The following is a 25,342-nucleotide window of genomic DNA, read 5'->3' as shown; positions in this document are numbered from 1 at the left end:
TCCCTTACTTCCTGATCGCCTTGCGCGGACCCTTGCGGGTGCGGGCGTTGGTACGGGTGCGCTGACCACGCAGCGGGAGACCACGGCGATGACGCAGACCGCGATAGCAGCCCAGGTCCATCAGTCGCTTGATCGCGATACCGATTTCGCGGCGCAGGTCGCCTTCGACGACATACTTGCCGACCTCGGCGCGCAGGCGCTCGATTTCGGGTTCGGACAGATCACGAATCTTCGTGGTCGAGGTAACGCCTGCGGATTCGCAGAGCTTCTTCGAACGGGTACGGCCGATGCCGTAGATGCTTTGCAACCCGACCCAGACGTGCTTCTGGGCTGGCAGGTTGACGCCTGCAATACGCGCCATGACGCGATTCTCCAACTGAGTGATGGCCCGACAGCGCCCAGGCGCCATCCGGCAGGATGGATCAAAAGTGAACTCGGAATTGTAGCAAGGCCTCGGATTGCTTTGAAGCCCGTGGAACCAAAAGTTCCATGGACCCGGCGTGGGGAGTGTGCCCTCGCTCCGGCGCCGGACGATGTTGATCCAGAAAACTTCTCCGAATCGCCTGTACTACTCCCGCACAGGACCACCTCGTCACACCCGCGCGCGAGACGTCGCGCGAGCCGCCCTTCTGATCGGAAGATCGTGGCCCGGGAACCAGGCCGTCTTCACGCAATGAAGATCTAGTGTACCACTTAACTGCGCGCCAGACCGCCGCGCGAGCCACCCTTGAGGTTGGCCTTCTTCAGCAGGCTCTCATACTGATGCGACATCAGATGGGCCTGGATCTGCGCGATGAAGTCCATCACCACCACCACGGCGATCAGCAGCGACGTACCACCGAAGTGGAACGAGGTGCCCAGCTGGGTGCGCATGATTTCAGGCAGCAGGCAGACGATCACCAGGTACAACGAACCCGCTGCGGTCAGGCGCGTCAGCACGCCGTCCACATAGTCAGCCGTCGCCTTGCCCGGACGGATACCGGGAATCAGTGCGCCAGACTTCTTGAGGTTGTCGGCGGTTTCCTGCGAGTTGAACACCAGCGCGGTATAGAAGAACGCGAAACCGATGATCAGTGCGGCGAACACCAGCATGTGCACCGGCTCGCCGGGCCCGAGCGCATTGGCGATCTTCTGCAGCCACGAACCCACACCGCTGCCAGACGCCGCCTGACCCGACCACATCGACAGCGTGGCCGGGAAGGCCAGGATGCTGGAGGCGAAGATCGGCGGAATCACGCCTGCCATGTTGAGCTTCAACGGCAGGAACGAGGTCTGGTTCATGTACGCATTGCGGCCGCCCTGGCGGCGTGCGTAATTGACTGTGATACGCCGCTGCCCGCGCTCGACGAACACCACGAACAGCGTGAACGCCAGAATGGTGATGACGATCAGCAGCAGCGAGATGAAGCTCAGATTGCCTTCGCGGAAGGCCTCGACGGTCTGGATCGCCGCCGACGGAAGGCCTGCAACGATGCCGGCAAAGATGATCAGCGACACGCCGTTACCAATGCCACGCTCGGTGACCTGCTCGCCCACCCACATCAGGAAGATGGTGCCGGCAGTCAGCGCAATCACTGCGGTGAGCACGAAACCCATGCCCGGCGCGTACACCACCGGAGCGCCACCAGGCGCGGTCTGGTTCTGCAGTGCCAGCGCGATACTGCCGCCCTGCACCACCGCCAGCAACACCGCACCGATGCGCGAATACTGGGTGATCTTGCGTCGGCCGGATTCGCCTTCCTTCTGCATCGCCTTGAGGGCGGGAAAGATGTGCGTGGCCAACTGGATCACGATCGATGCCGAGATATACGGCATCACGTTCAACGCAAAAATACTGAAACGGTGCAGGGCGCCGCCCGAGAACATGTTGAACATGTCCACGATGCCGCCGCCCTGCGCCTGCATCAACGAAAGCATGGCATCGGGATTCACGCCCGGCACCGGCACATAGCAGCCGATGCGATAGACGATTAATGCCCCGAGGACGAACAGTAGCCGCTGGCGAAGTTCCGTGAACTTGCCGAGCCCGCCACCGAGGTTACCAATGCCAGCCTGCGCCATCTGCCGATTACTCCTCTACGCTGCCGCCGGCAGCTTCGATTGCTGCCTTGGCGCCCGCACTTGCGGCGACACCCTTCAGCACGAACTTCTTGCTCAGCTCGCCCTTCAGCACGATCTTCGCCTTCTTGGCGCGGCTCGGGACCAGATTGGCCGCACGCAGCGCTGCAAAGTCGATCTCACCGGCTTCCAGCTTGTCCAGCTGGTAGGACAACACTTCGGCACTGTCACGCGCCATCTTGGAACGGAAGCCGATCTTCGGCAGACGGCGCTGCATCGGCGTCTGGCCGCCTTCGAAGCCGGCCTTGATCTTGCCGCCGCCCTTGCGAGCGAACGAACCCTTGTGGCCGCGGCCGCAGGTCTTGCCAAGGCCGGAGCCGATGCCACGACCGACGCGGGTGCGCTCGGTACGGGCGCCGTCGGCGGGCTTGAGGTCATTGAGATGCAAAGTCATGGGATTAGTCCTCAACCTTGACGAGGTAGTGAACGGTGTTGATCAGACCGCGAACCTGCGGGCTGTCCTTCAGTTCACGCACATCGTTGAGCTTATTCAGGCCCAACGCACGCACCGACAGGCGGTGACGCGACTGGGTTCCACGCAGGCCACGCACCAGGCGCACCTTCACGGTCTTGTTGGTGTCCTTAGCCATGGTTGAGCTCCTCCACCTTCTTGCCGCGCTTGGCCGCAACACGGGCCGGCGACTGCACTTCCGACAGACCCTTCAGGGTTGCACGGACCAGGTTGATCGGATTACGCGAACCAACCGCCTTGGCCAGCACGTTCTTGACGCCGACCGCTTCCAGCACAGCGCGCATGGCACCGCCGGCGATGACGCCCGTACCTTCCGACGCCGGCTGCATGTAGACGCGTGCTGCGCCATGGCCGGACTTGACGGCATGCCACAAGGTACCGTTGTTCAGATCGACAGTCGCCAGGTTCTTGCGCGCCTGCTCCATCGACTTCTGGATGGCGACCGGCACTTCGCGCGCCTTGCCATAACCGAAACCGACCTTGCCCAGACCATCGCCGACCACGGTCAACGCGGTGAAGGTGAACTGGCGACCGCCCTTGACCGTCTTGCTGACGCGATTGACCGCGACCAGCTTTTCGATCATGCCATCGTCGACTTTCTCTTCGCGGTTACGGTCGCGATCACGACCCCGCGGTGCACGTTCTTCTGCCATCTTGATTCCTTGATTGATTGGGTATGTACGGCTCGAAGCCGCTTATGGTTGTGAAGTCACGCTGTGTTCCCGGCACCGTTGCAAAAGAACGGGACGGTCCGGCATCTCCCCTGCCGGCGGTAACGCGGATGTGGCCGATGGCCACATCCGCAGCAGTGCTTAGAACTGCAGGCCGCCTTCGCGAGCTGCGTCGGCCAGCGCCTTGATACGGCCATGGTAGCGATAGCCCGAGCGGTCAAATGCGACCTTCTCGATGCCCGCAGCCTTGGCGCGCTCGGCGATCAGCTTGCCGACCTTGACGGCCGCATCGCTGTTCTTGCCGTTCTTCAGGCCTTCCTTGACGTCGGCCTGCAGGGTGTTCGCCGCAGCGATCACCTTGGAGCCGTCGGCGGTGAAGACCTGCGCATACAGATGCTGGCCGGTGCGCAGCACCGACAGGCGAGCGACGCCCAGTTCACGGATGTGCGAACGGGTGGACTTGGCGCGACGCAGACGGGCGATGTTCTTGTTGATGCTCATGATATTTATCCTACGGAAGCTGAAGGGAAAGCGCGCTCCTATCAAAAGTCCGCACAGGGATGTGCGGGCTCTTGCGAGGGACTCGCCATTAAGCCTTCTTGGCTTCCTTGCGAATGATGACTTCACCGGCGTACTTCACACCCTTGCCCTTGTAGGGCTCCGGCGGACGGAAACCGCGAATCTTGGCGGCAACTTCGCCGACGCGCTGCTTGTCGGCGCCCTGGACCACGATTTCGGTCTGGGTCGGGGTCGACAGCGTGATGCCTTCCGGCGCCACGAACACCAGCGGGTGCGAGAAGCCGAGCGCCAGGCTCAGGTCCTTGCCCTGCATGGCGGCACGGTAACCGACGCCCACCAGCTCGAGCTTGCGCTCGAAGCCTTCGGACACGCCCTTGACCATATTGGCAAGGATGGCGCGCACGGTGCCGGTGATGGCGATCTGCGACGGCTCGTTGGCCGACAGCGTGGCAACGTCGCCGTCAACGGCGATTTCGACGCCAACCGGCTTCGGCAGGGTCAGGGTGCCCTTCGGGCCCTTGACGCTGACCAGCTCGGGCTGGACCTTGAGTTCAACACCCTTCGGAAGGGAGACAGGCTTCTTGGCTACACGGGACATGATCGATTCCTTCCCTTAGGCCACGAAGCACAGGACTTCACCACCAACGCCGGCTTCGCGAGCCTGCGCATCGGTCATGATGCCCTTCGACGTGGAAATGATGGCGATACCCAGGCCACCCAGGACCTTGGGCAGCTCGGTCTTGCCGCGGTACTGGCGCAGACCCGAGCGCGAGAAACGCTTCAGGGTCTCGATGACCGGACGGCCTTCGAAATACTTCAGCACGATTTCCAGCTCCGACTTGTTGTTCTCGGTCGCTGTCACGCGCAGGTCGGTGATGTAACCCTCGTCCTTCAGGACCTGGGCGATCGCGACCTTGATCTTGGACGACGGCAATTTCACCGTCTGCTTACCAACCGCGGCCGCATTCTTGATGCGTACCAGCAGGTCGGCGATGGGATCAGTCATGCTCATATGAGTACCTTTGAGTGCACCGATATCCGCTTTCGCGAAAATCTTGTGTTTTCCTGGGGATGGGCCAGGACCCTTTACGCCATGCCAGGCCCGTGCGGGCAAGACAGAAGCGGAAGTATACGACAAAAGAGCCCGACTTGCGTCGGACTCCCATGTTGAACAGAACCATCCTGCTCAAGCCGGCCGCGAGCGACCGGCAATGCTGTTACCAGCTTGCCTTGCGCAGGCCAGGAACGTCGCCGTTCATGGTGGCTTTGCGCAGCATGTTGCGACCCAGACCGAACTTGCGGTAGACACCGCGCGGACGACCGGACAACTCGCAACGGTTGCGGTGGCGGCTCGGCGACGAATCGCGCGGCAGCTTCTGCAACTTGGTCGACGCGTCGATCTTCTCTTCGTAGGACGCATCCTGACTGGAGAGGATCTTCTTCAGCGCATCACGCTTGCCGGCGAATTTCTTCGCCAGCTTTGCACGCTTGATGTCGCGGTGGATCATGGAGGTTTTTGCCATTTCGGATGTCCTCGACGGTCAGTTACGGAACGGGAACTTGAACGCTGCCAGCAGCGCCTTCGCTTCCGCATCCGTCTTGGCGGTGGTGGTGATGGCGATATCCATACCGCGGATCGCGTCGACGGCGTCGAAGTCGATTTCCGGGAAGATGATCTGTTCCTTCACACCCATGTTGAAGTTGCCACGACCGTCAAAGGAGCGACCCGAAACACCACGGAAGTCGCGCACGCGCGGCAGCGAGATGTTGATCAGACGATCCAGAAACTCGTACATCTTGGCGCGACGCAACGTGGTCTTGCAGCCGATCGGCCAACCGTCACGAATCTTGAACGATGCGACCGAAACGCGCGACTTGGTGACCACCGGCTTCTGACCGGAGATCTTGGACATGTCGGCGACCGCATTTTCCAGAATCTTCTTGTTGGTAGCCGCCTCGCCCACGCCCATGTTGAGCGTGACCTTGACCAGCTTCGGCACTTCCATCGGATTGGTGTAGCCGAATTCCTTCATCAGGGCCGGCACCACGTTTTCCTTGTAAAACTTTTCGAGACGAGTGTTCATGATCGCATTCCTCAGGCGTCGAGCGCCTCACCGCTGGAGCGGAACACACGCAATTTGCGTCCATCCTCCAGCACCTTGAAGCCAACGCGCTCGCCCTTGCCCGTTGCCGGGTTGACGATATTGACGTTGGAGATATGGATCGACGCTTCACGCTCGACCACGCCGCCGGCGACACCCGCCTGCGGGTTCGGCTTGGTGTGGCGCTTGATGACGTTGGCATTGGAGACGATCACGCGATCGCCATCCACACGCACAACTTCACCCTGCTTACCCTTGTCCTTGCCGGTGTTGATGACGACCTGGTCGCCCTTCTTGATACGGTTAGCCATGTATATGTCCTCCGCTCACAGCACTTCGGGAGCGAGCGAGACGATCTTCATGAACTTCTCGGAACGCAGCTCGCGCGTCACCGGCCCGAAGATGCGGGTCCCGATCGGCTCCTGCTTATTGTTCAACAGCACAGCGGCGTTGCCATCGAAGCGGATCAGCGAACCGTCGGGACGGCGCACACCCTTGCGGGTACGCACCACGACGGCGTCGTAGACTTCGCCCTTCTTGACCTTACCGCGCGGAATGGCGTCCTTGACGGTCACCTTGATGATGTCGCCAATGTGTGCGTAACGGCGCTTGGAGCCGCCCAGCACCTTGATGCACATCACTTCCTTGGCACCCGAATTGTCGGCGACATCGAGGTAGCTCTGCATCTGGATCATGATTCAGATCTCCCTTATTCGGCCGAACGGGTGACGATTTCGACCACCCGCCAGTTCTTGGTCTTGGACATTGGAGCAATCTCGGTCACACGCACGACATCGCCTTCGTTGCAGGCATTGTCGGCGTCGTGTGCGTGGAGCTTGGACGAGCGCTTGATGTACTTACCGTACAACGGGTGCTTGACCTGGCGCTCCACCAACACGGTGACCGTCTTGTCCATCTTGTTGCTGACGACACGGCCTTCGACCGTGCGCAGCGCTTGCTTTTCGTTGTTGTCGCTCATCGCGGCCGTCCTTACTTGGTGCTGCCGAGCAGGTACTTGACGCGAGCAATCTCGCGGCGCACCCGGCGGGTATCGTGGGTCTTCGGCAGCTGGCCGGTGACCTGCTGCATACGGAGCGAGAACTGCTCCTTACGCAGATCGGTCAGGTGGGCCTTCAGTTCGTCAGCCGACTTCTCGCGGAGTTGTTTGATATCCATCAGCGCACCGTCCGGGTCACGAAAGTGGTGGTCACCGACAATTTCGCGGCGGCAAGGCGGAACGCCTCACGTGCGATATCCTCGGGAATACCCTCGATTTCATAGATCATGCGGCCCGGCTGAATCTGCGCGACCCAGTACTCCACGTTGCCCTTACCGGAGCCCATGCGGACTTCGATCGGCTTCTTGGTGATCGGCTTGTCGGGGAACACACGAATCCACATCTTGCCGCCCTTCTTGACGTGGCGGCTGATCGTACGACGTGCTGCTTCAATCTGACGCGCGGTCAGCTGACCGTGCGCGGTTGCCTTGAGGCCGTACTCGCCGAAGCTGACGGCGTTTCCGCTCCATGCCAGGCCGTCGTTACGGCCCTTGTGCATCTTGCGATATTTGGTTCGCTTGGGTTGCAACATTGCCGTTACCTCGCTTCACGAGCCGGGCGCGAAGGACGGTCACCACGGTCGCCGCGATCGTTACGATCGTTGCGCGGGCTGTCGTCCTGCTTCTCCTGGCCAACCTGGGAGAAGTCGAAGACCTCACCCTTATAGATCCAGACCTTGATGCCGATGATGCCGTACGTCGTGGACGCCTCGGCAAAACCGTAATCGATGTCGGCACGTAGCGTGTGCAGCGGCACGCGGCCTTCGCGGTACCACTCCGAACGGGCAATTTCTGCACCGTTGAGGCGGCCAGCCACATTGACCTTGATGCCCAGGGCACCCAAGCGCATCGCGTTGCCGACCGAGCGCTTCATTGCGCGGCGGAACATGATGCGACGCTCAAGCTGCTGCGCGATCGACTCGGCGACCAGCTGCGCATCCAGCTCCGGCTTGCGCACTTCGGTGACGTTGATGTGGGCAGGAACACCCATCATCGCGCTCACTTCCTTACGCAGCTTTTCGATGTCCTCGCCACGCTTGCCGATCACCACGCCCGGACGGGCGGTGTGGATCGTCACGCGGGCGGTTTTGGCAGGGCGCTCGATCAAGATCTTGCTGATACCTGCCTGCGCGAGCTTCTTGCGCAGCATTTCACGCACTTTCAGGTCGGCTGCCAGGTAGGCGGCGAAGTCGGCCTTGCTTGCGTACCACTTGGAATTCCAGTCCTTGGCGATGCCAAGGCGAATTCCAGTCGGATGAACTTTATGACCCATGGTCTTTTCCTTTCCGCTTACTTGGCGGCGCCGACAATCACAGTGATGTGACTGGTGCGCTTGAGGATGCGGGTACCGCGGCCTTTCGCCCGCGCCATGAAACGCTTCAGGGAGGGACCTTCATCAACCATGATGGTCTTGACCTTCAGCTCGTCGACATCCGCGCCCTGATTGTTCTCGGCATTGGCAATAGCCGACTCCACAACCTTCTTGATCAGGTGCGCAGCCTTCTTGTCCGAGAACTTCAGCAGATTGACCGCACGTTCGGCGGACAGTCCACGCACCTGGTCAGCGACCAGGCGGGCCTTCTGCGGGGAGATGCGCGCGGTGCGCAGGATTGCTTTCGCTTCCATCGTCATCTCTCCTTACCTGCTCGACTTCTTGTCGCCACCGTGACCCTTGAAGGTCCGGGTGACGGCAAATTCGCCGAGCTTGTGGCCGACCATATTCTCGTTGACGAGCACCGGAATGTGGTTCTTGCCGTTATGCACGGCGATGGTGATGCCTACCATTTCCGGCAGGATCATCGAACGGCGCGACCAGGTCTTGATCGGCTTCTTGCTACCCGCAGCGGACTCCACCTTCTTTGCAAGGTGGTGATCGACGAACGGGCCCTTCTTAAGTGAACGTGCCATGGTCGATTAGCCCCTACGATCGCGGACGATGAATTGCTGGGTGCGCTTATTCTTGCGCGTCTTGTAACCCTTGGTCGGAACACCCCACGGGGTGACCGGATGCGGATTACCCTGGCCAGCCTTGGCCTCACCACCACCGTGCGGGTGATCGACCGGGTTCATGGCCGCACCGCGAACGGTCGGGCGAACACCGCGCCAGCGCTTGGCGCCAGCCTTGCCCAGCTTCTCGAGGTTGTGCTCGTCGTTGCCGACTTCGCCGATGGTGGCGCGGCACTCGACCGGCACCTTGCGCATTTCGCCCGAGCGCAGACGCAGCGTGGCATAGATGCCTTCGCGAGCGACCAGCTGGACGGCTGCACCGGCAGCACGTGCGATCTGAGCGCCCTTACCCGGCTTCAGCTCGATACCGTGGACCGTCGTACCGACCGGGATGTTGCGCAGCGGCAGCGTATTGCCGGTCTTGATCGGTGCGTTGGCACCGGCAATGACCTGATCGCCAGCCTTCAGGCCCTTGGGGGCGATGATGTAGCGACGCTCGCCGTCGACGTAGCACAGCAGGGCGATATGAGCGGTACGGTTCGGATCGTATTCGATCCGCTCCACACGCGCCGGAATGCCTTCCTTGTTGCGCTTGAAGTCGATGATGCGGTAGTGCTGCTTATGACCACCACCGACGTGACGCACGGTGATGCGGCCATGGTGGTTACGACCACCGGACTTGCTCTGCGAGTCGAGCAGCGCCGCGTGCGGTGCGCCCTTGTGCAGATCGGGGGTGACCACGCGCACGGCGGAACGACGGCCGGGAGAGGTGGGTTTGAACTTCATCAATGGCATGGGATGGACCTCAGGCCTTGGCCGTTACGTCGATGGACTGACCATCAACCAGGCGGACGTACGCCTTGCGCCAATTGCCACGGCTGCCAGCACGGTTACGGAAGGACTTGCTCTTGCCCTTGACGTTGACCACGTTGACCGCTTTGACCTTGACGTCGAACAGCTGCTCAACCGCGGCCTTTACATCGGCCTTGGTGGCTTCGTTCGAAACTTCGAAGACATACTGGTTGGAGATTTCCTGCAGGCGCGCGGTCTTTTCAGAGACTCGCGGAGCACGCAGCACGCTGAAGATTTTTTCGTTGCTGCTCATGCCAGCCACTCCTCGACCTTCTTGACCGCATCGGCGGTGATCACGACCGTATCGGCCCCGACCAGAGCGACCGGATCCAGACCCTGCACATCACGCACCTGCACATACGGCAGATTGCGGGCGGACAGATACAGGTGCTCGGATGCTTCCTCAGTGACGATCAGCGGGCGCTTGCCCACGTCCAGTCCCTTCAGCTTCTCGATCAGACCCTGGGTCTTGGTGGTTTCGACGTCGAACGCATCGACGATCATCAGGCGACCCTGGCGATTAAGCTCAGAGAAGATCGCGCAGATGGCCGCACGGTACATCTTGCGGTTGACTTTCTGTTCGAAGCTGCGCGGCTTGGCCGCAAAGGTCACGCCGCCGCCGATGAAGATCGGAGCCGTCAGCGCGCCATGACGCGCACCGCCGCCCTTCTGTTTCTTCGACTTCTTGGTCGTGCCCGCAACTTCCGAACGCGTCTTCTGAGCCTTGGTACCAGCGCGGCCGGCATTGCGATAAGCGACGACGACCTGGTGAACCAGATCTTCGCTGAATTCGCGACCGAACACGGCATCGGAGACCGAGACCTTGTTGTTGCTACCCGTGATAACGAGTTCCATCGTCATCTCTCCTTATGCCTTGCTCGCCGGACGGACGATCACGTCGCCACCAGCTGCGCCAGGCACGGCGCCGCGGATAGCAATCAGACCACGCTCGACGTCGACCTTGACCACTTCCAGGTTCTGCGTGCTTTGCTGCACGGCGCCCATGTGGCCCGACATCTTCTTACCCGGGAAAACGCGACCCGGGGTCTGGCGCTGACCCAACGAACCCGGCGCGCGATGCGACAGCGAGTTACCGTGAGTTGCATCGCCCATACGGAAGTTGTAGCGCTTGATGGTGCCCTGGAAACCCTTACCCTTGGTGACGCCCTGGACGTCGACCTTCTGGCCGACCTCGAAGATGTCCGCCTTGATTTCGCCGCCGACGGCGAAGTCGCCGAGCTGCGCATCTTCAACGCGGAATTCCCACAAGCCGCGACCCGCTTCCACCTTCGCCTTGGCGAAGTGACCAGCGGCCGGCTTGTTGACCAGTGCGGCGCGACGCGCGCCAACGGTAATCTGCACTGCGCTGTAACCGTCGGTTTCAACGGTCTTGATCTGCGCGATGCGGTTCGGAGTTGCTTCGATCAGCGTAACCGGCACCGAGCGGCCATCTTCAGTGAAGACGCGGCTCATGCCAGCCTTACGGCCCACGAAGCCCAACGAATATTTCTTCGTCATGGTCGTAGTCCTCAGGTCAACTTGATCTGTACGTCGACGCCAGCCGCGAGTTCGAGCTTCATCAGCGCGTCCACGGTCTTGTCGTTCGGGTCGACGATATCGAGCACACGCTTGTGCGTGCGGGTTTCGTACTGGTCACGCGCATCCTTGTCGGCATGCGGGGATACGAGGATGGTGTAACGTTCGATCTTGGTCGGCAACGGGATCGGGCCACGCACTTGCGCGCCGGTCCGCTTAGCCGTTTCGACGATCTCGCTGGCCGAACGGTCGATCAAACGATGATCGAACGCCTTCAACCGAATCCGGATCTTTTGTTCCGACATGACGGAAGCTTCCTTCGTTAAAAGAGCGACGGGCAAGGCCTCTGGGATACCTGCCCCGATATTCCTGACGTAGATGAAATCGCCGCGCGTCCTGCTGGCGAGGGCATTTCCTCCGCCCAAAAACTGAGGCAGACCGGTAAACCGGCCTGCCCAGACAGAAAAGTATAGTGCGCAACAAGAGCACGGTCAACAACATGTGAGTTGTTGAGTGCTCCATGCAACGCGACCTTCCCGGTCTGGCGAACACGAGCGGCATCCTGCCGTTCTTTTCGCTGTAACTCAGCGCCCTACCCAGGGACACCGAGCCGCGCATTATAGCGGCGTGATTGTGGTCGCGCAAGCACCCTGCCCTATAAGGACGTTTGCGAGCCCTGACCCGGGACCAAAAAAAGGGCCGGCTTGCGCCGACCCTCCTTCTTGCAGATCCAGCGACTAAAGCCGCTGGATTGCAGGCACTTACTTGATGATCTTGGCAACCACGCCGGCGCCGACGGTACGACCGCCTTCACGGATGGCGAAGCGCAGACCTTCGTCCATCGCGACCGGGTTGATCAGGGTCACGACCATCTTCACGTTGTCGCCCGGCATCACCATCTCCACGCCTTCCGGCAGCTGGCAGGCGCCAGTGATGTCGGTGGTGCGGAAGTAGAACTGCGGACGGTAGCCCTTGAAGAACGGGGTATGACGGCCACCCTCGTCCTTGGACAGCACGTAGACTTCGGCTTCGAACTCGGTATGCGGCTTGATCGAACCCGGCTTGCACAGCACCTGGCCGCGCTCGACGTCGTCACGCTTGGTGCCGCGCAGCAGCAGACCGGCGTTGTCGCCTGCCTGACCCTGGTCCAGCAGCTTGCGGAACATTTCCACGCCGGTGACGGTGGTCTTCTGGGTGTCGCGGATGCCGACGATTTCGATTTCGTCGCCGACCTTGATGATGCCGCGCTCGATACGACCGGTCACCACGGTGCCGCGGCCGGAGATCGAGAACACGTCTTCGACCGGCATCAGGAACGGACGGTCGACGTCGCGGGTCGGCTCCGGAATGAACGAATCCAGCGCCTCGACCAGCTTCAGGATCGCCGGCACGCCGATGTCGCTCTGGTCGCCGTCCAGCGCCAGACGCGCCGAACCGTGGATGATCGGAGTGTCATCGCCCGGGAAGTCGTACTTGCTGAGCAGCTCGCGCACTTCCATCTCGACCAGCTCGAGCAGCTCGGCGTCGTCGACCATGTCGGCCTTGTTCAGGAACACCACGATGTGCGGCACGCCGACCTGACGCGAGAGCAGGATGTGCTCGCGGGTCTGCGGCATCGGGCCGTCAGCAGCCGAACACACCAGGATCGCACCGTCCATCTGCGCCGCACCGGTGATCATGTTCTTGACGTAGTCGGCGTGGCCGGGGCAATCGACGTGCGCGTAGTGACGGGTCGGGGACTCGTATTCGACGTGGGCGGTCGAAATCGTGATGCCGCGCGCCTTCTCTTCCGGCGCCGCGTCGATCGCGTCGTACGCCTTGAACTCGCCACCGAAACGCTCAGCACCGATCTTGGTCAGCGCGGCTGTCAACGTGGTCTTGCCATGGTCGACGTGACCGATGGTGCCGACGTTCACGTGCGGCTTGGTGCGCTCAAATTTAGCTTTTGCCATGACTAACTACCTCTAATTGAAAAATTTGTGAGAAGCGGCTGAGCGAACTCAGCCCTTCTTGGTGACGGCGTCGGCGATGTTGGCCGGTGCCTCTTCGTAGTGGTCGAATTCCATCGAGAACGTCGCGCGGCCCTGGCTCATCGAGCGCAGCGAGGTCGCGTAGCCGAACATTTCACCGAGCGGAATCATCGCGTTGATGATCTTGCCCGACGGGCTGTCGTCCTGACCCTGCAGCACGCCACGACGACGGCTCACGTCGCCCATCACGTCACCCAGGTAATCCTCCGGGCTGACGATTTCGACCTTCATGATCGGCTCCAGCAACACCGGGCTGGCTTTCGCAAAGCCCTGCTTGAACGCCATCGACGCGGCCAGCTTGAACGCCATTTCCGAGGAGTCGACGTCGTGGTACGAGCCGAACACCAGCTTGACCTTCACGCCCACCACCGGGAAGCCGGCGATCGGACCACTGGTGATCGTCTCGCGCAGACCCTTTTCGACCGAGGGGATGAATTCCTTCGGGATGATGCCGCCGGTAATGTCGTTGATGAAGAGGAAATCGTCCTTGACGTTGTCGCTCTTGCGATCGTCCTCGGTCATCGGCGACAGCTCGATCACCACGTGACCGTACTGACCCTTACCACCGGACTGCTTGGCATGCTTGTAGTCGGACTTGACGTCGGACTTGCGGATGGTTTCGCGGTAGGCCACCTGCGGCTTGCCGACGTTGGCCTCGACATTGAACTCGCGACGCATACGGTCAACGATGATGTCCAGGTGCAACTCGCCCATGCCCGAGATGATGGTCTGGCCGGATTCCTCGTCGGTCTTGACGCGGAACGAGGGATCTTCCTGCGCCAGACGGCCCAGGGCCATGCCCATCTTTTCCTGGTCCGACTTGGTTTTGGGCTCCACCGCCATCGAGATCACCGGCTCCGGGAACACCATGCGCTCCAGGGTGATGACCTTGTCCTGCGCACACAGCGTGTCGCCGGTGGTGACGTCCTTCAGACCCACGGCAGCGGCGATGTCACCAGCGCGCACTTCCTTGATCTCTTCGCGATTGTTGGAGTGCATCTGCAGGATGCGGCCCACGCGCTCTTTCTTCGACTTGACCGGGTTGTAGACCTGGTCGCCGGAGTTCAACGTGCCCGAGTAGACACGGAAGAACGTCAGCGAGCCCACGAACGGGTCGGTCATGATCTTGAACGCCAACGCCGAGAACGGCGCGGTATCGGTGGCCGGACGGGTGTCTTCCTTCTCGTCCTCATCGATACCCTGGACCGGCGGACGGTCGGCCGGCGACGGCAACAGGTGCACGACGCCGTCGAGCATGGCCTGCACGCCCTTGTTCTTGAACGCCGAGCCGCAGAACACCGGCACGATTTCGACCTTCAGGGTGCGCTCGCGCAGACCCACCAGGATCTCTTCTTCGCTCAGGTCGCCTTCGTTGAGGTACTTGTCCATCAGGTCTTCGCTGGCTTCTGCAGCCGCCTCGACCATGAACGAACGCGCCTCGGTCGCGATCTCGACCAGATCGGCCGGGATGTCGCGGTATTCGAAGGTGGTGCCCTGCGATGCGGTATCCCAATGGATCGCCTTCATCTTGAGCAGGTCGACCACGCCCTCGAAGCCGTCTTCGGCGCCGATCGGCACCTGCATCGGCACGGCGTAGGCACCCAGACGGGCCTTCAGCTGCTCGACGACCTTGTCAAAGTTGGCACCGGTACGGTCCATCTTGTTGACGAAGGCCATGCGCGGCACCGAGTACTTGTTGGCCTGGCGCCACACGGTCTCGGACTGCGGCTGCACGCCACCGACGGCGCACAGCACGAACACCGCACCGTCGAGCACGCGCAAGGAGCGCTCCACTTCGATGGTGAAGTCAACGTGCCCGGGGGTGTCGATGATGTTGAAGCGGTGCTGCGGCATGGACTTGTCCATGCCCGACCAGAACGCGGTGGTCGCAGCGGAGGTGATGGTGATACCACGCTCCTGCTCCTGCTCCATCCAGTCCATCACTGCAGCGCCGTCATGGACTTCGCCGATCTTGTGACTGACACCGGTGTAGAACAGGATGCGCTCGGAAGTGGTGGTCTTGCCGGCATCGATGTGGGCCATGATGCCGAAGTTGCGGTAACGCTCGATAGGGGTGGTGCGGGCCACGGGGAGCCTCTCAATTTCTTGGATTTCGGATGGCCGAACGCCGCCTTTCGGCGGCCTTCGGATTGGATGCGACGCGTAACGCGTCGCAAACAGCACTCATATGGTGCTGAAGGGCCCCGTTACCAAGGCCCACGAGGTCACCAGCGGTAATGTGCGAACGCCTTGTTCGCCTCCGCCATACGGTGCGTCTCTTCGCGCTTCTTGATCGCGCCGCCGCGGCTTTCCGAGGCGTCCAACAGTTCTGCAGCCAGCTTGCGCGGCATGGTGTTCTCGCCACGCTTGCGCGCGGAGTCGATCAACCAGCGCATTGCCAGCGCCATGCGACGGGAGGAGCGCACTTCGACGGGCACCTGATAGGTAGCACCACCGACGCGACGCGATTTAACTTCGACAGCCGGGGCCACGTTGTCCAGTGCTTTCTGCACCAGCTCGACGGCATTCGGATTCTTTTCGCCAATGACGTCCATCGCGCCATAGACAATTTTCTCAGCAACCGACTTCTTGCCACTTTGCATCACCATATTGATGAAGCGGGCAATGGTTTCGCTGCCATGCTTTGGATCAGGCAGGACGGTGCGCTGCGGAGTAGAACCTTTACGGGACATTGGAGTGTTTCCTTAGCTCTTCGGGCGCTTGGCGCCGTACTTGGAACGACCTTGACGGCGCTTTGCGACGCCGGCGGCGTCCAGCGAACCACGGACGGTGTGATAACGCACACCGGGAAGATCCTTGACGCGGCCACCACGAATCAGGACCACGGAGTGCTCCTGCAGGTTGTGGCCTTCACCACCGATGTAGCTGATGACCTCTTCCTGGTTCGTCAGGCGCACTTTGGCAACCTTACGCAGGGCCGAGTTCGGCTTCTTCGGGGTAGTGGTATAGACGCGTGTGCAGACGCCACGGCGCTGCGGACACTTGTCCAGTGCCGGGGAGGCACTCTTGTAGGTGGTCGCTTGCCGAGGCTTGCGGACCAGCTGATTGATCGTCGTCATCAGTTGATTCTTCTGATTGAGAGGCCGAGACGGCCTTGCACGAAAACAAAGGCAGGCCGAAAAACGGCCCGCCGAGACAGGGAAGTATAGCTGGCAGGACGAATCTCCGTCAACTTCACGGAATTCTAACCCTGCTGGCCCATCCAAGGCCGGAAAACGGAGGGCCTCCTGCCCTCCTTTTCGCTTGGCTTACGGCGGTCTTGCGACCGCCGTCGGAGCGCTTACTCCTCGTCCGCGCCAGCGTCGGCCACGGCTGCGACCGGTTCGGCCACCGCCGGCTTGCCCGACAGCGTTTCCATTTCCGAGTCGGTCAGACCCGACGACTTGCGACGTCCGGCGTGATACGCCAGGCCGGTACCGGCCGGGATCAGACGACCCACGATCACGTTTTCCTTCAGACCGCGCAGGTTGTCGCGGGTGCCGCGCACGGCAGCCTCGGTCAACACGCGGGTGGTCTCCTGGAACGAGGCCGCCGAGATGAACGACTCGGTGGCCAGCGAGGCCTTGGTGATACCCAGCAGCACCGGATCGTACTTGGCCGGCAGTTCGTTGCGCTTGACCAGGCGTGCATTTTCCTCGATGACGCGCTGGCGCTCGACCTGCTCGCCGTTGAGGAACTTGCTGGTGCCCTGGTCGACGATCTCGACCTTGCGCAGCATCTGGCGCGTGATCACCTCGATGTGCTTGTCGTTGATCTTCACGCCCTGCAGGCGGTACACGTCCTGGATTTCCTTGACCAGGTACGCAGCCAGCGGCTCGACACCCAGCAGACGCAGGATGTCCTGCGGGCTCGGCTCGCCGTCCACCACGGTCTCGCCCTTGGTCACATGCTCGCCTTCGAACACGATGATCTGGCGGTACTTCGGGATCAGCTCTTCGTGTTCCGACCCGTCGGTGTCCTTGATGATCAGGCGCTGCTTGCCCTTGGTGTCCTTACCGAAGCTGATGATGCCCGAGCGCTCGGCCAGGATCGCAGGATCCTTCGGCTTGCGTGCTTCGAACAGGTCGGCAACGCGCGGCAGACCACCGGTGATGTCGCGGGTCTTGGACGCTTCCTGCGGGATCTTGGCAACCACGTCGCCCACGCCGACGGCGGCGCCGTCCTGCAGGTTGACAATGGAGCGCGGCGGCAACAGGTACTGGGCCGGCAGATCCGTATTCGGGATCGTCAGGTCGTTGCCCTTGCCATCGACGATGCGCACGATCGGGCGCAGTTCCTTGGCATGTGCACCGCGACGCTTCGGGTCGGTGATTTCGCGCGAGGCCAGACCGGTCAGTTCGTCGGTCTTCTCGATGACAGTGACGCCGTCGACGAAGTCGATGAAGCGGATGAAGCCGGCCACTTCCGACACGATCGGGTGGTTATGCGGATCCCAGTTCGCCACGCTCTGTCCGGCCTTGACCGCATCACCGTCCTTGGCGGTGATGGTGGCGCCGTACGGCAGCTTGTAACGCTCGCGCTCGCGGCCGTGGCCGTCGAGCACGGACAGTTCGCCCGAACGCGAGACAGCGACCAACGCGCCGCTGGCGTGCGCCACCGACTTGAGGTTGTTGAACTTCACCGAACCGGTGGTCTTGACGGTGATGTTGTCCACTGCCGCCGCACGCGATGCCGCACCACCGATGTGGAACGTACGCATGGTCAGCTGGGTACCCGGCTCGCCGATCGACTGGGCGGCGATGACGCCGACCGCTTCACCGATGTTGACCTGGTGACCGCGTGCAAGATCGCGACCGTAGCAACGTGCGCACACGCCGAACGAGGACTCGCAGCTGATGGTCGAACGCACCTTCACCGACTGCACGCTGGCGTCTTCCAGCTTGGCAACCCAGGCTTCGTCCAGCAGCGTGTTGCGGGTGACGATCGGCTCTTCGTCGTTGCCCGGCAGGTAGACGTCCTCGGCCACCACACGGCCCAGCACGCGCTCCCTCAACGGCTCCACCACGTCGCCGCCTTCCACGATCGGGGTCATGATCAACCCTTCGGTGGTGCCGCAATCGACTTCGGTGATCACCACGTCCTGCGCCACGTCGACCAGACGACGGGTCAGGTAACCCGAGTTCGCGGTCTTGAGCGCGGTATCGGCCAGACCCTTACGGGCACCGTGGGTGGAGTTGAAGTACTCCTGCACGTTCAGGCCTTCGCGGAAGTTCGCCTTGATTGGCGTCTCGATGATCGAGCCATCCGGACGCGCCATCAGGCCGCGCATGCCGGCCAGCTGACGGATCTGCGCCTGGCTACCACGCGCACCGGAGTCGGCCATGATGTACAGCGAGTTCATCGACTTCTGGTCGATGGTCTCGCCCTTGGCGTTTTCGACCTTCTCGGTACCAATGGTGTCCATCATCGCCTTGGCGATGCGCTCGCTGGTACGCGACCAGATGTCCACGACCTTGTTGTAGCGCTCGCCGGCGGTGACCAGACCGGACTGGTACTGCTCCTGGATTTCCAGCACTTCGGCTTCGGCCTCGGTGAGGATGCCCTTCTTCTCGTCCGGGATCAGCATGTCGTCGATGCCGATCGACACGCCTGCGCGGGTTGCGTAGGCATAGCCGGTGTACATCAGCTTGTCGGCGAACACGACGGTGTCCTTCAAGCCCAGCAGACGGTAGCTGGAGTTGATCAGACGCGAGATGTTCTTCTTGGTCATCTCGGTGTTGGCCAGCTGGAACGGCAGGCCTTCGGGCAGGATTTCGCTCAGCAGTGCACGACCGACCGTAGTGTCCACGATCGAGGTGCCGCTGCTGCGCTTGCCGTCGGCTTCCACGTCCACCTGGGTGATGCGGACCTTGACCTTGGCGTGCAGTTCCACCACGCGGTTGTCGTAGGCGCGCTTCACTTCGCTGGTGTTGGCGAACACCATGCCCTCGCCCTTCTTGTTCTCCAGGGCGCGGCTCATGTAGTACAGGCCCAACACCACGTCCTGCGACGGCACGATGATCGGCTCGCCGTTGGCCGGCGACAGGATGTTGTTGGTGGACATCATCAGCGCACGCGCTTCCAGCTGGGCTTCCAGCGAGAGCGGCACGTGGACGGCCATCTGGTCACCGTCGAAGTCGGCGTTGAATGCAGTACACACCAGCGGATGCAGCTGGATGGCCTTGCCTTCGATCAACACCGGTTCGAACGCCTGGATGCCCAGACGGTGCAGGGTCGGCGCACGGTTCAGCAGCACCGGATGCTCGCGGATCACCTCTTCCAGGATGTCCCAGACTTCGGCTTCTTCGCGCTCGACCAGCTTCTTGGCCGCCTTGATGGTGGTGGCCAGGCCGCGACGCTGCAGCTTGGCGAACACGAACGGCTTGAACAGCTCCAGCGCCATCTTCTTCGGCAGGCCGCACTGGTGCAGCTTGAGGTACGGACCGACGGTGATGACCGAACGGCCGGAGTAGTCCACGCGCTTGCCGAGCAGGTTCTGACGGAACCGGCCCTGCTTGCCCTTGATCATGTCGGCCAGCGACTTCAGCGGACGCTTGTTGGTGCCGGTGATGGCACGGCCGCGACGGCCGTTGTCCAGCAGCGCATCGACCGATTCCTGCAGCATGCGCTTCTCGTTGCGCACGATGATGTCCGGCGCATTGAGCTCGAGCAGACGACGCAGACGGTTGTTGCGGTTGATCACGCGGCGGTACAGATCGTTCAGATCCGAGGTCGCGAAGCGGCCACCATCCAGCGGCACCAGCGGACGCAGATCCGGCGGCAGCACCGGCAGCACGGTCATGACCATCCACTCCGGACGGTTGCCCGATTCCAGGAAGGCTTCGATCAGCTTGATGCGCTTGGTGAGGCGCTTGAGCTTGGTTTCCGAACCGGTGCTGGCGATTTCCTCGCGCAGGCGGGTCATTTCCGACTGCAGGTCGATCGTGCGCAGCAGCTCGTACACGGCCTCGGCGCCCATGGCGGCGTCGAAGTCGTCGTTGTACTCCTGGCGTGCGGTCAGGTACTGCTCTTCGGTCAGCAGCTGGCGGCGCTCGAGCGGGGTCAGGCCCGGCTCGGTGACCACGTACGCTTCGAAGTACAGCACGCGCTCGATGTCACGCAGGGTCATGTCCAGCATCAGGCCGATGCGCGAGGGCAGCGACTTGAGGAACCAGATGTGCGCGACCGGCGAGGCCAGGTCGATGTGACCCATGCGCTCGCGACGCACCTTGGCCAGGGTGACTTCGGTGCCGCACTTTTCGCAGACCACACCGCGGTGCTTCATGCGCTTGTACTTGCCGCACAGGCACTCGTAGTCCTTGATCGGTCCGAAGATGGCGGCGCAGAACAGGCCGTCACGCTCGGGCTTGAAGGTACGGTAGTTGATGGTTTCGGGTTTCTTCACTTCGCCGTAGGACCACGAACGGATCAGGTCCGGCGATGCCAGCGCGATCTTGATCGCGTCGAAATCCAGCGTCTGGCGCTGTTGATTGAAGAGGTTGAGCAGGTCTTTCATTTGATATCTCCGGGTCGGAGGAATTTCGTAGCTGAGATGAAACCGAGGGCCTTACGTTCCGGATCCCGGCGCCGCATCGCGGCGCCAGGATCCAGCTCGATCACTCTTCCAGTTCCATGTTGATCGCCAGCGAGCGGATTTCCTTCACCAACACGTTGAAGGATTCCGGCATGCCCGCGACCATCTCGTGCTCACCATCGACGATGTTCTTGTACATCTGGTTGCGGCCCTGCACGTCGTCGGACTTCACCGTCAGCATTTCCTGCAGGGTGTAGGCCGCGCCATAGGCTTCCAGCGCCCAGACTTCCATCTCACCGAAGCGCTGACCACCGAACTGCGCCTTGCCGCCCAGCGGCTGCTGGGTGACGAGCGAGTACGGACCGGTCGAGCGTGCATGCATCTTGTCGTCGACCAGGTGGTTCAACTTCAGGTAGTGCATGTAGCCGACCGTGGTCTTGCGATCGAACGCTTCACCGGTACGACCGTCGTACAACTGGGTCTGACCGCTCTGCGGCAGTTCGGCCAGTTCCAGCATGCGCTTGATCTCCGCTTCGCTGGCACCGTCGAACACCGGGGTGGCCATCGGCACGCCATCGACCAGGTTCTTGCCCAGGTTGAGCAACTCCTCATCGCTGAACTGCGACAGGTCCACGCGCTGTGCATTGATCGCGCTGTCGTGGTTGTAGATGTCGTCCAGGAACTTGCGCAGTTCGCTGACCGCCGCCTGGGCTTCCAGCATGCGCTGGATCTTGCGACCCAGGCCCTTGGCGGCCCAGCCCAGATGCACTTCCAGAATCTGGCCGATGTTCATACGCGACGGCACGCCGAGCGGGTTCAGCACGATGTCGACCGGCTCGCCGGTGGCCATGTACGGCATGTCCTCGACCGGCACGACGTTGGAGACCACACCCTTGTTGCCGTGGCGGCCTGCCATCTTGTCACCCGGCTGGATGCGGCGCTTCACTGCCAGGAACACCTTGACCATCTTCAGCACGCCCGGTGCGAGGTCGTCGCCCTGGGTGATCTTGCCGCGCTTGTCGGCAAAGCGTGCCTCGAATTCCTTTTCGTGCGCCTGGATCTGCTTCTGCGCACGCTCGATGGCGTCTGCAGCGTCTTCGTCCTTCATGCGCAGCTGGAACCAATCGGACTTCTTCAGCCCGTCCAGATACGCGTCGGTGACGTTGTCGCCCTTCTTCAGGTTCGGACCACCGTTGGCGACCTTGCCCACGATCTGCGAACGCAGACGTGCGTAGATGGCCGCTTCCAGGATGCGGAACTGGTCGTCGAAGTCCTTCTTGACGCGCTTGATTTCGGACTCTTCGATCTGACGCGCACGCTTGTCCTTCTCGATGCCGTCGCGGGTGAAGACCTGCACGTCGATGACGGTGCCGTCCATGCCCGGGGGCACGCGCAGCGAGCTGTCCTTCACGTCGGACGCCTTCTCACCGAAGATCGCACGCAGCAGCTTTTCTTCCGGCGTCAGCTGGCTCTCGCCCTTCGGCGTGACCTTGCCGACCATGATGTCGCCGGCGCGCACTTCCGCACCGATGTACACCACGCCGCTCTCGTCCAGACGGTTCAGGGCCTGCTCGGACACGTTCGGGATGTCGGCGGAAATTTCCTCCGGCCCCAGCTTGGTGTCGCGCGCAACGCAGGTCAGTTCTTCGATGTGGATCGTGGTGTAACGATCTTCTTCCACCACGCGCTCGGAGAGCAGGATGGAGTCTTCGAAGTTGTAGCCGTTCCACGGCATGAACGCGATCAGCATGTTCTGACCCAGCGCCAGCTCACCGATGTCGGTGGACGGGCCGTCGGCCAGCACGTCGCCGCGTGCGATCACGTCACCCACGTTCACCAGCGGACGCTGGTTGATGCAGGTGTTCTGGTTGGAGCGGGTGTACTTGATCAGGTTGTAGATATCCACGCCGGCATCGGTGCCGCCGCCGATTTCTGCCTCGTTGACCTTGACCACGATGCGGGCCGCGTCGATCTGCTCGATCACGCCACCACGCAAGGCATTGACGGTCACACCCGAGTCGCGCGCAACCGCACGCTCGATACCGGTACCGACCAACGGCTTCTGCGAACGCAGCGTCGGCACGGCCTGGCGCTGCATGTTGGCGCCCATCAGTGCGCGGTTGGCGTCGTCGTGCTCCAGGAACGGCACCAGCGCCGCGGCGACCGACACGGTCTGCATCGGCGAGACGTCCATGAAGTGCACTTCGGCCGGCGGCTTGAGCAGCGACTCGCCCTGGAACCGGCACGGCACGAACTGCTCGGTGAGCATGTTCTTGGCGTCGGTCAGCGCGTTCGCCTGGGCGATCACGTACTCGTTTTCCTCGATCGCCGACAGGTACTCGACGTCGTCGGAGACCTTGCCGTCCAGCACCTTGCGGTACGGCGTCTCGAGGAAGCCGTACTGGTTGGTGCGGGCGAACACGGCCAGCGAGTTGATCAGGCCGATGTTCGGGCCTTCCGGGGTTTCGATGGTGCAGACGCGGCCGTAATGGGTCGGATGCACGTCGCGCACTTCGAAGCCGGCGCGCTCGCGGGTCAGGCCGCCCGGGCCCAGCGCGGAGACGCGACGCTTGTGCGTGACTTCCGACAGCGGGTTGTTCTGATCCATGAACTGCGACAGCTGCGAGGAGCCGAAGAATTCCTTGATCGCCGCAGCCACCGGCTTGGCGTTGATCAGTTCCTGCGGGGTCAGGCCCTCGGACTCGGCCATCGACAGGCGTTCCTTGACCGCGCGCTCGACGCGGACCAGGCCCACGCGGAACACGTTCTCGGCCATTTCGCCGACCGAACGCACGCGACGGTTGCCCAGGTGATCGATGTCATCGACCACGCCGCGACCGTTGCGGATCTCGGTGAGCACCTTGATCACTTCCAGGATGTCGGAGGTGTCGGTGTGCTCGGCGACCAGACGCTTGGATTCTTCGTCATTGCGCTCGGCAAAGTACTTCTTGTCGTACAGCACCGACTCGCCCAGCACGTCCTTGCGGCCGACGCGACGGTTGAACTTCATGCGGCCGACCGTGGACAGGTCGTAGCGCTCGAAGGTGAAGAACAGGTTGTGGAACAGGTTCTGTGCGGCTTCCTTGGTCGGCGGCTCGCCCGGACGCATCATGCGATAGATCTCGACCAGCGCTTCGAGCTGGGTCTTGGTCGGATCGATCCGCAGGGTGTTGGACAGGTACGGACCGCGGTCCAGATCGTTCACCCACAGGGTGCCGACCGCATCGACGCCGGCCTTGCGGAACGCTGCCAGCTGGTCTTCGGTGATCTCGTCGTTGGCATTGGCCAGCAGTTCGCCGGTGGAACCATCGACCACGTCGTGCGACAGGATGCGGGTGAGCAGATAGTCGTCCGGCACGGCCAGCGCGGCAACGCCGGCGGCTTCGAGCTGCTTGACGTGACGGGCGGTGATGCGCTTGCCCGCTTCCACGATGACCTTGTCGCCATCGGCCAGGTCGAAGTTCAGCGTTTCGCCACGCAGACGCTCCGGCACCAGCTCCAGCTGCACGCCTTCGTCCGGATTGATGTGGAACGTATTGATCTCGAAGAACTCGGCCAGCATCTCTTCGTTGCTGTAGCCGAGCGCGCGCAGCAGGATCGACACCGGCAGCTTGCGGCGACGGTCGATACGGGTGAACAGCGCGTCCTTCGGGTCGAACTCGAAGTCCAGCCAGGAACCGCGGTACGGAATGATGCGGGCGCTGTACAGCAGCTTGCCCGAGCTGTGGGTCTTGCCACGGTCGTGGTCGAAGAACACACCCGGCGAGCGGTGCAGCTGCGAGACGATGACGCGCTCGGTGCCGTTGACGATGAAGGTACCGTTGTCGGTCATCAGCGGGATTTCGCCCAGATAGACCTCCTGCTCCTTCACGTACTTGATGGCCTTGGTCGACGACTCGCGGTCGTAGATCACCAGGCGCACGGTCACGCGCAGCGGCGCGCCATAGCTCATGCCACGCTGACGGCATTCACGCTCGTCAAACACCGGCTGACCCAACTTATAGCCCACGTATTCCAGCGCGGCATTGCCGCTGTAGCTGGAAATCGGGAACACCGACTTCAATGCCGCGTGCAGACCGAGGTCCTTACGCTTGTTCGGCTCCACGTCTTCCTGCAGGAACTCGCGGTAGGAATCGACCTGGATGGCAAGCAGGAACGGCACTTCGAGAATCGAGCGCTGCTTGCCGAAGTCCTTGCGGATACGCTTTTTTTCGGTGAACGAATAAGACGTCATGAGTCTTCACCCTAGGCTGCGGGGGCCGCGTCGCGGCGGCCCTGAAATAACAAAATTGTCAGTTGGAAGTCGCTGGTATTGCCGGCACCAGCACGCCTTCTCCCGCTACTTCCAACTACCAACTCGGTGAAGCGGGGATTGGGAATCGCGTGATTGGGGATGCGCGAAGATTGCCTTCGAATCCCGAATTCCGCCTCCCAAATCCCGGCTTTCCATCAACGGCCAAAGGCCGGGAGCTTTACGCTCCCAGCCTTCAGTGCATCACCGTGAA

29 protein-coding genes are annotated in these 25,342 nt (G+C 61.9%); all 29 read right to left on the bottom strand.

The window, feature by feature from the left end; all coding sequences use genetic code 11:
• Positions 1-4: 4 nt before the first annotated feature.
• The 29 genes from rpsM to rpoB all read right to left on the bottom strand — a co-directional run bounded on the left by rpsM (position 5) and on the right by rpoB (position 25,071).
• The gene (gene rpsM, locus AC06DU_RS04915; protein WP_003486672.1) at positions 5-361 is read right to left on the bottom strand and encodes a 30S ribosomal protein S13; all 357 of its coding nucleotides are present in this window, start codon (positions 359-361) and stop codon (positions 5-7) included.
• A gap of 332 nt (positions 362-693) precedes the next feature.
• Positions 694-2,061 carry a preprotein translocase subunit SecY gene (gene secY, locus AC06DU_RS04910; protein WP_016900648.1) on the bottom strand — a complete coding sequence of 456 codons (1,368 nt, stop codon included), beginning with the start codon at positions 2,059-2,061 and terminating at the stop codon, positions 694-696.
• 7 nt (positions 2,062-2,068) lie between these two features.
• Entirely contained in the window at positions 2,069-2,512 is a 444-nt protein-coding gene (gene rplO, locus AC06DU_RS04905; protein ID WP_016900650.1) for a 50S ribosomal protein L15, read from the bottom strand.
• 4 nt (positions 2,513-2,516) lie between these two features.
• Positions 2,517-2,708 (bottom strand): 50S ribosomal protein L30, encoded by a 192-nt coding sequence (gene rpmD / locus AC06DU_RS04900; protein ID WP_024938563.1) that lies wholly within the window; start codon positions 2,706-2,708, stop codon positions 2,517-2,519.
• A complete protein-coding gene (rpsE, locus tag AC06DU_RS04895) occupies positions 2,701-3,243 on the bottom strand; it encodes a 30S ribosomal protein S5 (RefSeq protein ID WP_003486682.1) in 543 nt (180 codons plus the stop codon). Before rpsE ends, rpmD begins: the two co-directional genes overlap by 8 nt.
• Before the next feature lie 159 nt (positions 3,244-3,402).
• Entirely contained in the window at positions 3,403-3,762 is a 360-nt protein-coding gene (rplR, locus tag AC06DU_RS04890; protein WP_016900655.1) for a 50S ribosomal protein L18, read from the bottom strand.
• Between the two features lie 88 nt (positions 3,763-3,850).
• A complete protein-coding gene (rplF, locus tag AC06DU_RS04885; RefSeq protein ID WP_024938564.1) occupies positions 3,851-4,378 on the bottom strand; it encodes a 50S ribosomal protein L6 in 528 nt (175 codons plus the stop codon).
• Positions 4,379-4,393: 15 nt separating this feature from the next.
• Positions 4,394-4,792 carry a 30S ribosomal protein S8 gene (gene rpsH / locus AC06DU_RS04880; RefSeq protein WP_010371096.1) on the bottom strand — a complete coding sequence of 133 codons (399 nt, stop codon included), beginning with the start codon at positions 4,790-4,792 and terminating at the stop codon, positions 4,394-4,396.
• A gap of 205 nt (positions 4,793-4,997) precedes the next feature.
• Positions 4,998-5,303 carry a 30S ribosomal protein S14 gene (gene rpsN, locus AC06DU_RS04875; RefSeq protein ID WP_005917137.1) on the bottom strand — a complete coding sequence of 102 codons (306 nt, stop codon included), beginning with the start codon at positions 5,301-5,303 and terminating at the stop codon, positions 4,998-5,000.
• Between the two features lie 18 nt (positions 5,304-5,321).
• Positions 5,322-5,864: a 50S ribosomal protein L5 gene (gene rplE / locus AC06DU_RS04870; protein WP_010371090.1), complete on the bottom strand. Its 543-nt coding sequence runs from the start codon at positions 5,862-5,864 to the stop codon at positions 5,322-5,324.
• 11 nt (positions 5,865-5,875) lie between these two features.
• Positions 5,876-6,193, bottom strand: coding sequence for a 50S ribosomal protein L24 (rplX, locus tag AC06DU_RS04865; RefSeq protein ID WP_003486696.1), 318 nt, complete (start codon positions 6,191-6,193; stop codon positions 5,876-5,878).
• A 15-nt stretch (positions 6,194-6,208) separates the two neighbouring features.
• A complete protein-coding gene (gene rplN / locus AC06DU_RS04860) occupies positions 6,209-6,577 on the bottom strand; it encodes a 50S ribosomal protein L14 (protein WP_003486699.1) in 369 nt (122 codons plus the stop codon).
• Positions 6,578-6,591: 14 nt separating this feature from the next.
• Entirely contained in the window at positions 6,592-6,861 is a 270-nt protein-coding gene (rpsQ, locus tag AC06DU_RS04855; RefSeq protein WP_016900663.1) for a 30S ribosomal protein S17, read from the bottom strand.
• Positions 6,862-6,872: 11 nt separating this feature from the next.
• Positions 6,873-7,058: a 50S ribosomal protein L29 gene (rpmC, locus tag AC06DU_RS04850; RefSeq protein ID WP_006450638.1), complete on the bottom strand. Its 186-nt coding sequence runs from the start codon at positions 7,056-7,058 to the stop codon at positions 6,873-6,875.
• On the bottom strand, positions 7,058-7,471 hold the full coding sequence (gene rplP, locus AC06DU_RS04845; protein WP_011036127.1) for a 50S ribosomal protein L16: 414 nt from the start codon (positions 7,469-7,471) through the stop codon (positions 7,058-7,060). The genes rpmC and rplP overlap by 1 nt, the downstream gene beginning before the upstream one ends.
• Before the next feature lie 5 nt (positions 7,472-7,476).
• Complete coding sequence (gene rpsC / locus AC06DU_RS04840) at positions 7,477-8,211, bottom strand: 30S ribosomal protein S3 (RefSeq protein WP_024938565.1); 735 nt, start codon at positions 8,209-8,211, stop codon at positions 7,477-7,479.
• A 17-nt stretch (positions 8,212-8,228) separates the two neighbouring features.
• Positions 8,229-8,564: a 50S ribosomal protein L22 gene (rplV, locus tag AC06DU_RS04835; RefSeq protein ID WP_002811686.1), complete on the bottom strand. Its 336-nt coding sequence runs from the start codon at positions 8,562-8,564 to the stop codon at positions 8,229-8,231.
• A 12-nt stretch (positions 8,565-8,576) separates the two neighbouring features.
• Positions 8,577-8,846 (bottom strand): 30S ribosomal protein S19, encoded by a 270-nt coding sequence (gene rpsS / locus AC06DU_RS04830; protein WP_005993369.1) that lies wholly within the window; start codon positions 8,844-8,846, stop codon positions 8,577-8,579.
• 6 nt (positions 8,847-8,852) lie between these two features.
• On the bottom strand, positions 8,853-9,680 hold the full coding sequence (gene rplB, locus AC06DU_RS04825; RefSeq protein ID WP_003486715.1) for a 50S ribosomal protein L2: 828 nt from the start codon (positions 9,678-9,680) through the stop codon (positions 8,853-8,855).
• Between the two features lie 10 nt (positions 9,681-9,690).
• Positions 9,691-9,990, bottom strand: a complete 300-nt coding sequence (rplW, locus tag AC06DU_RS04820; protein ID WP_002811694.1) for a 50S ribosomal protein L23 — start codon at positions 9,988-9,990, stop codon at positions 9,691-9,693.
• Positions 9,987-10,592 carry a 50S ribosomal protein L4 gene (gene rplD / locus AC06DU_RS04815; protein WP_024938567.1) on the bottom strand — a complete coding sequence of 202 codons (606 nt, stop codon included), beginning with the start codon at positions 10,590-10,592 and terminating at the stop codon, positions 9,987-9,989. Before rplD ends, rplW begins: the two co-directional genes overlap by 4 nt.
• 12 nt (positions 10,593-10,604) lie before the next feature.
• The gene (gene rplC, locus AC06DU_RS04810) at positions 10,605-11,255 is read right to left on the bottom strand and encodes a 50S ribosomal protein L3 (protein ID WP_005993363.1); all 651 of its coding nucleotides are present in this window, start codon (positions 11,253-11,255) and stop codon (positions 10,605-10,607) included.
• An 11-nt stretch (positions 11,256-11,266) separates the two neighbouring features.
• A complete protein-coding gene (gene rpsJ, locus AC06DU_RS04805; protein ID WP_003486723.1) occupies positions 11,267-11,578 on the bottom strand; it encodes a 30S ribosomal protein S10 in 312 nt (103 codons plus the stop codon).
• A 456-nt stretch (positions 11,579-12,034) separates the two neighbouring features.
• Entirely contained in the window at positions 12,035-13,225 is a 1,191-nt protein-coding gene (gene tuf / locus AC06DU_RS04800; protein ID WP_003486726.1) for an elongation factor Tu, read from the bottom strand.
• A 48-nt stretch (positions 13,226-13,273) separates the two neighbouring features.
• Positions 13,274-15,391: an elongation factor G gene (fusA, locus tag AC06DU_RS04795; RefSeq protein ID WP_024938568.1), complete on the bottom strand. Its 2,118-nt coding sequence runs from the start codon at positions 15,389-15,391 to the stop codon at positions 13,274-13,276.
• A gap of 137 nt (positions 15,392-15,528) precedes the next feature.
• Positions 15,529-15,996 (bottom strand): 30S ribosomal protein S7, encoded by a 468-nt coding sequence (gene rpsG, locus AC06DU_RS04790; RefSeq protein WP_005993356.1) that lies wholly within the window; start codon positions 15,994-15,996, stop codon positions 15,529-15,531.
• 12 nt (positions 15,997-16,008) lie between these two features.
• Positions 16,009-16,383 carry a 30S ribosomal protein S12 gene (rpsL, locus tag AC06DU_RS04785; RefSeq protein ID WP_002811712.1) on the bottom strand — a complete coding sequence of 125 codons (375 nt, stop codon included), beginning with the start codon at positions 16,381-16,383 and terminating at the stop codon, positions 16,009-16,011.
• Between the two features lie 221 nt (positions 16,384-16,604).
• On the bottom strand, positions 16,605-20,819 hold the full coding sequence (gene rpoC, locus AC06DU_RS04780; RefSeq protein WP_024938569.1) for a DNA-directed RNA polymerase subunit beta': 4,215 nt from the start codon (positions 20,817-20,819) through the stop codon (positions 16,605-16,607).
• Between the two features lie 100 nt (positions 20,820-20,919).
• Positions 20,920-25,071 carry a DNA-directed RNA polymerase subunit beta gene (gene rpoB / locus AC06DU_RS04775; RefSeq protein ID WP_024938570.1) on the bottom strand — a complete coding sequence of 1,384 codons (4,152 nt, stop codon included), beginning with the start codon at positions 25,069-25,071 and terminating at the stop codon, positions 20,920-20,922.
• Positions 25,072-25,342 lie beyond the last annotated feature (271 nt).

It is taken from the genome of Xanthomonas sp. NCPPB 3200 (assembly GCF_056393585.1).
Note: the sequence above shows the minus strand (reverse complement) of the source record. Positions and strands in the feature narration are given on the sequence as shown.

What these genes read in the sequence shown, in the direction of transcription:
- rpsM (WP_003486672.1), bottom strand. Translation starts at nt 361, where the DNA reads ATGGCGCGTATTGCAGGCGTCAACCTGCCAGCCCAGAAGCACGTCTGG.
- secY (WP_016900648.1), bottom strand. Translation starts at nt 2,061, where the DNA reads ATGGCGCAGGCTGGCATTGGTAACCTCGGTGGCGGGCTCGGCAAGTTC.
- rplO (WP_016900650.1), bottom strand. Translation starts at nt 2,512, where the DNA reads ATGACTTTGCATCTCAATGACCTCAAGCCCGCCGACGGCGCCCGTACC.
- rpmD (WP_024938563.1), bottom strand. Translation starts at nt 2,708, where the DNA reads ATGGCTAAGGACACCAACAAGACCGTGAAGGTGCGCCTGGTGCGTGGC.
- rpsE (WP_003486682.1), bottom strand. Translation starts at nt 3,243, where the DNA reads ATGGCAGAAGAACGTGCACCGCGGGGTCGTGATCGCGACCGTAACCGC.
- rplR (WP_016900655.1), bottom strand. Translation starts at nt 3,762, where the DNA reads ATGAGCATCAACAAGAACATCGCCCGTCTGCGTCGCGCCAAGTCCACC.
- rplF (WP_024938564.1), bottom strand. Translation starts at nt 4,378, where the DNA reads ATGTCCCGTGTAGCCAAGAAGCCTGTCTCCCTTCCGAAGGGTGTTGAA.
- rpsH (WP_010371096.1), bottom strand. Translation starts at nt 4,792, where the DNA reads ATGAGCATGACTGATCCCATCGCCGACCTGCTGGTACGCATCAAGAAT.
- rpsN (WP_005917137.1), bottom strand. Translation starts at nt 5,303, where the DNA reads ATGGCAAAAACCTCCATGATCCACCGCGACATCAAGCGTGCAAAGCTG.
- rplE (WP_010371090.1), bottom strand. Translation starts at nt 5,864, where the DNA reads ATGAACACTCGTCTCGAAAAGTTTTACAAGGAAAACGTGGTGCCGGCC.
- rplX (WP_003486696.1), bottom strand. Translation starts at nt 6,193, where the DNA reads ATGGCTAACCGTATCAAGAAGGGCGACCAGGTCGTCATCAACACCGGC.
- rplN (WP_003486699.1), bottom strand. Translation starts at nt 6,577, where the DNA reads ATGATCCAGATGCAGAGCTACCTCGATGTCGCCGACAATTCGGGTGCC.
- rpsQ (WP_016900663.1), bottom strand. Translation starts at nt 6,861, where the DNA reads ATGAGCGACAACAACGAAAAGCAAGCGCTGCGCACGGTCGAAGGCCGT.
- rpmC (WP_006450638.1), bottom strand. Translation starts at nt 7,058, where the DNA reads ATGGATATCAAACAACTCCGCGAGAAGTCGGCTGACGAACTGAAGGCC.
- rplP (WP_011036127.1), bottom strand. Translation starts at nt 7,471, where the DNA reads ATGTTGCAACCCAAGCGAACCAAATATCGCAAGATGCACAAGGGCCGT.
- rpsC (WP_024938565.1), bottom strand. Translation starts at nt 8,211, where the DNA reads ATGGGTCATAAAGTTCATCCGACTGGAATTCGCCTTGGCATCGCCAAG.
- rplV (WP_002811686.1), bottom strand. Translation starts at nt 8,564, where the DNA reads ATGGAAGCGAAAGCAATCCTGCGCACCGCGCGCATCTCCCCGCAGAAG.
- rpsS (WP_005993369.1), bottom strand. Translation starts at nt 8,846, where the DNA reads ATGGCACGTTCACTTAAGAAGGGCCCGTTCGTCGATCACCACCTTGCA.
- rplB (WP_003486715.1), bottom strand. Translation starts at nt 9,680, where the DNA reads ATGCCATTGATGAAGTTCAAACCCACCTCTCCCGGCCGTCGTTCCGCC.
- rplW (WP_002811694.1), bottom strand. Translation starts at nt 9,990, where the DNA reads ATGAGCAGCAACGAAAAAATCTTCAGCGTGCTGCGTGCTCCGCGAGTC.
- rplD (WP_024938567.1), bottom strand. Translation starts at nt 10,592, where the DNA reads ATGGAACTCGTTATCACGGGTAGCAACAACAAGGTCTCGGTCTCCGAT.
- rplC (WP_005993363.1), bottom strand. Translation starts at nt 11,255, where the DNA reads ATGACGAAGAAATATTCGTTGGGCTTCGTGGGCCGTAAGGCTGGCATG.
- rpsJ (WP_003486723.1), bottom strand. Translation starts at nt 11,578, where the DNA reads ATGTCGGAACAAAAGATCCGGATTCGGTTGAAGGCGTTCGATCATCGT.
- tuf (WP_003486726.1), bottom strand. Translation starts at nt 13,225, where the DNA reads ATGGCAAAAGCTAAATTTGAGCGCACCAAGCCGCACGTGAACGTCGGC.
- rpsG (WP_005993356.1), bottom strand. Translation starts at nt 15,996, where the DNA reads ATGTCCCGTAAAGGTTCTACTCCGCAGCGCACCGTCCTGCCTGATCCA.
- rpsL (WP_002811712.1), bottom strand. Translation starts at nt 16,383, where the DNA reads ATGACGACGATCAATCAGCTGGTCCGCAAGCCTCGGCAAGCGACCACC.
- rpoC (WP_024938569.1), bottom strand. Translation starts at nt 20,819, where the DNA reads ATGAAAGACCTGCTCAACCTCTTCAATCAACAGCGCCAGACGCTGGAT.
- rpoB (WP_024938570.1), bottom strand. Translation starts at nt 25,071, where the DNA reads ATGACGTCTTATTCGTTCACCGAAAAAAAGCGTATCCGCAAGGACTTC.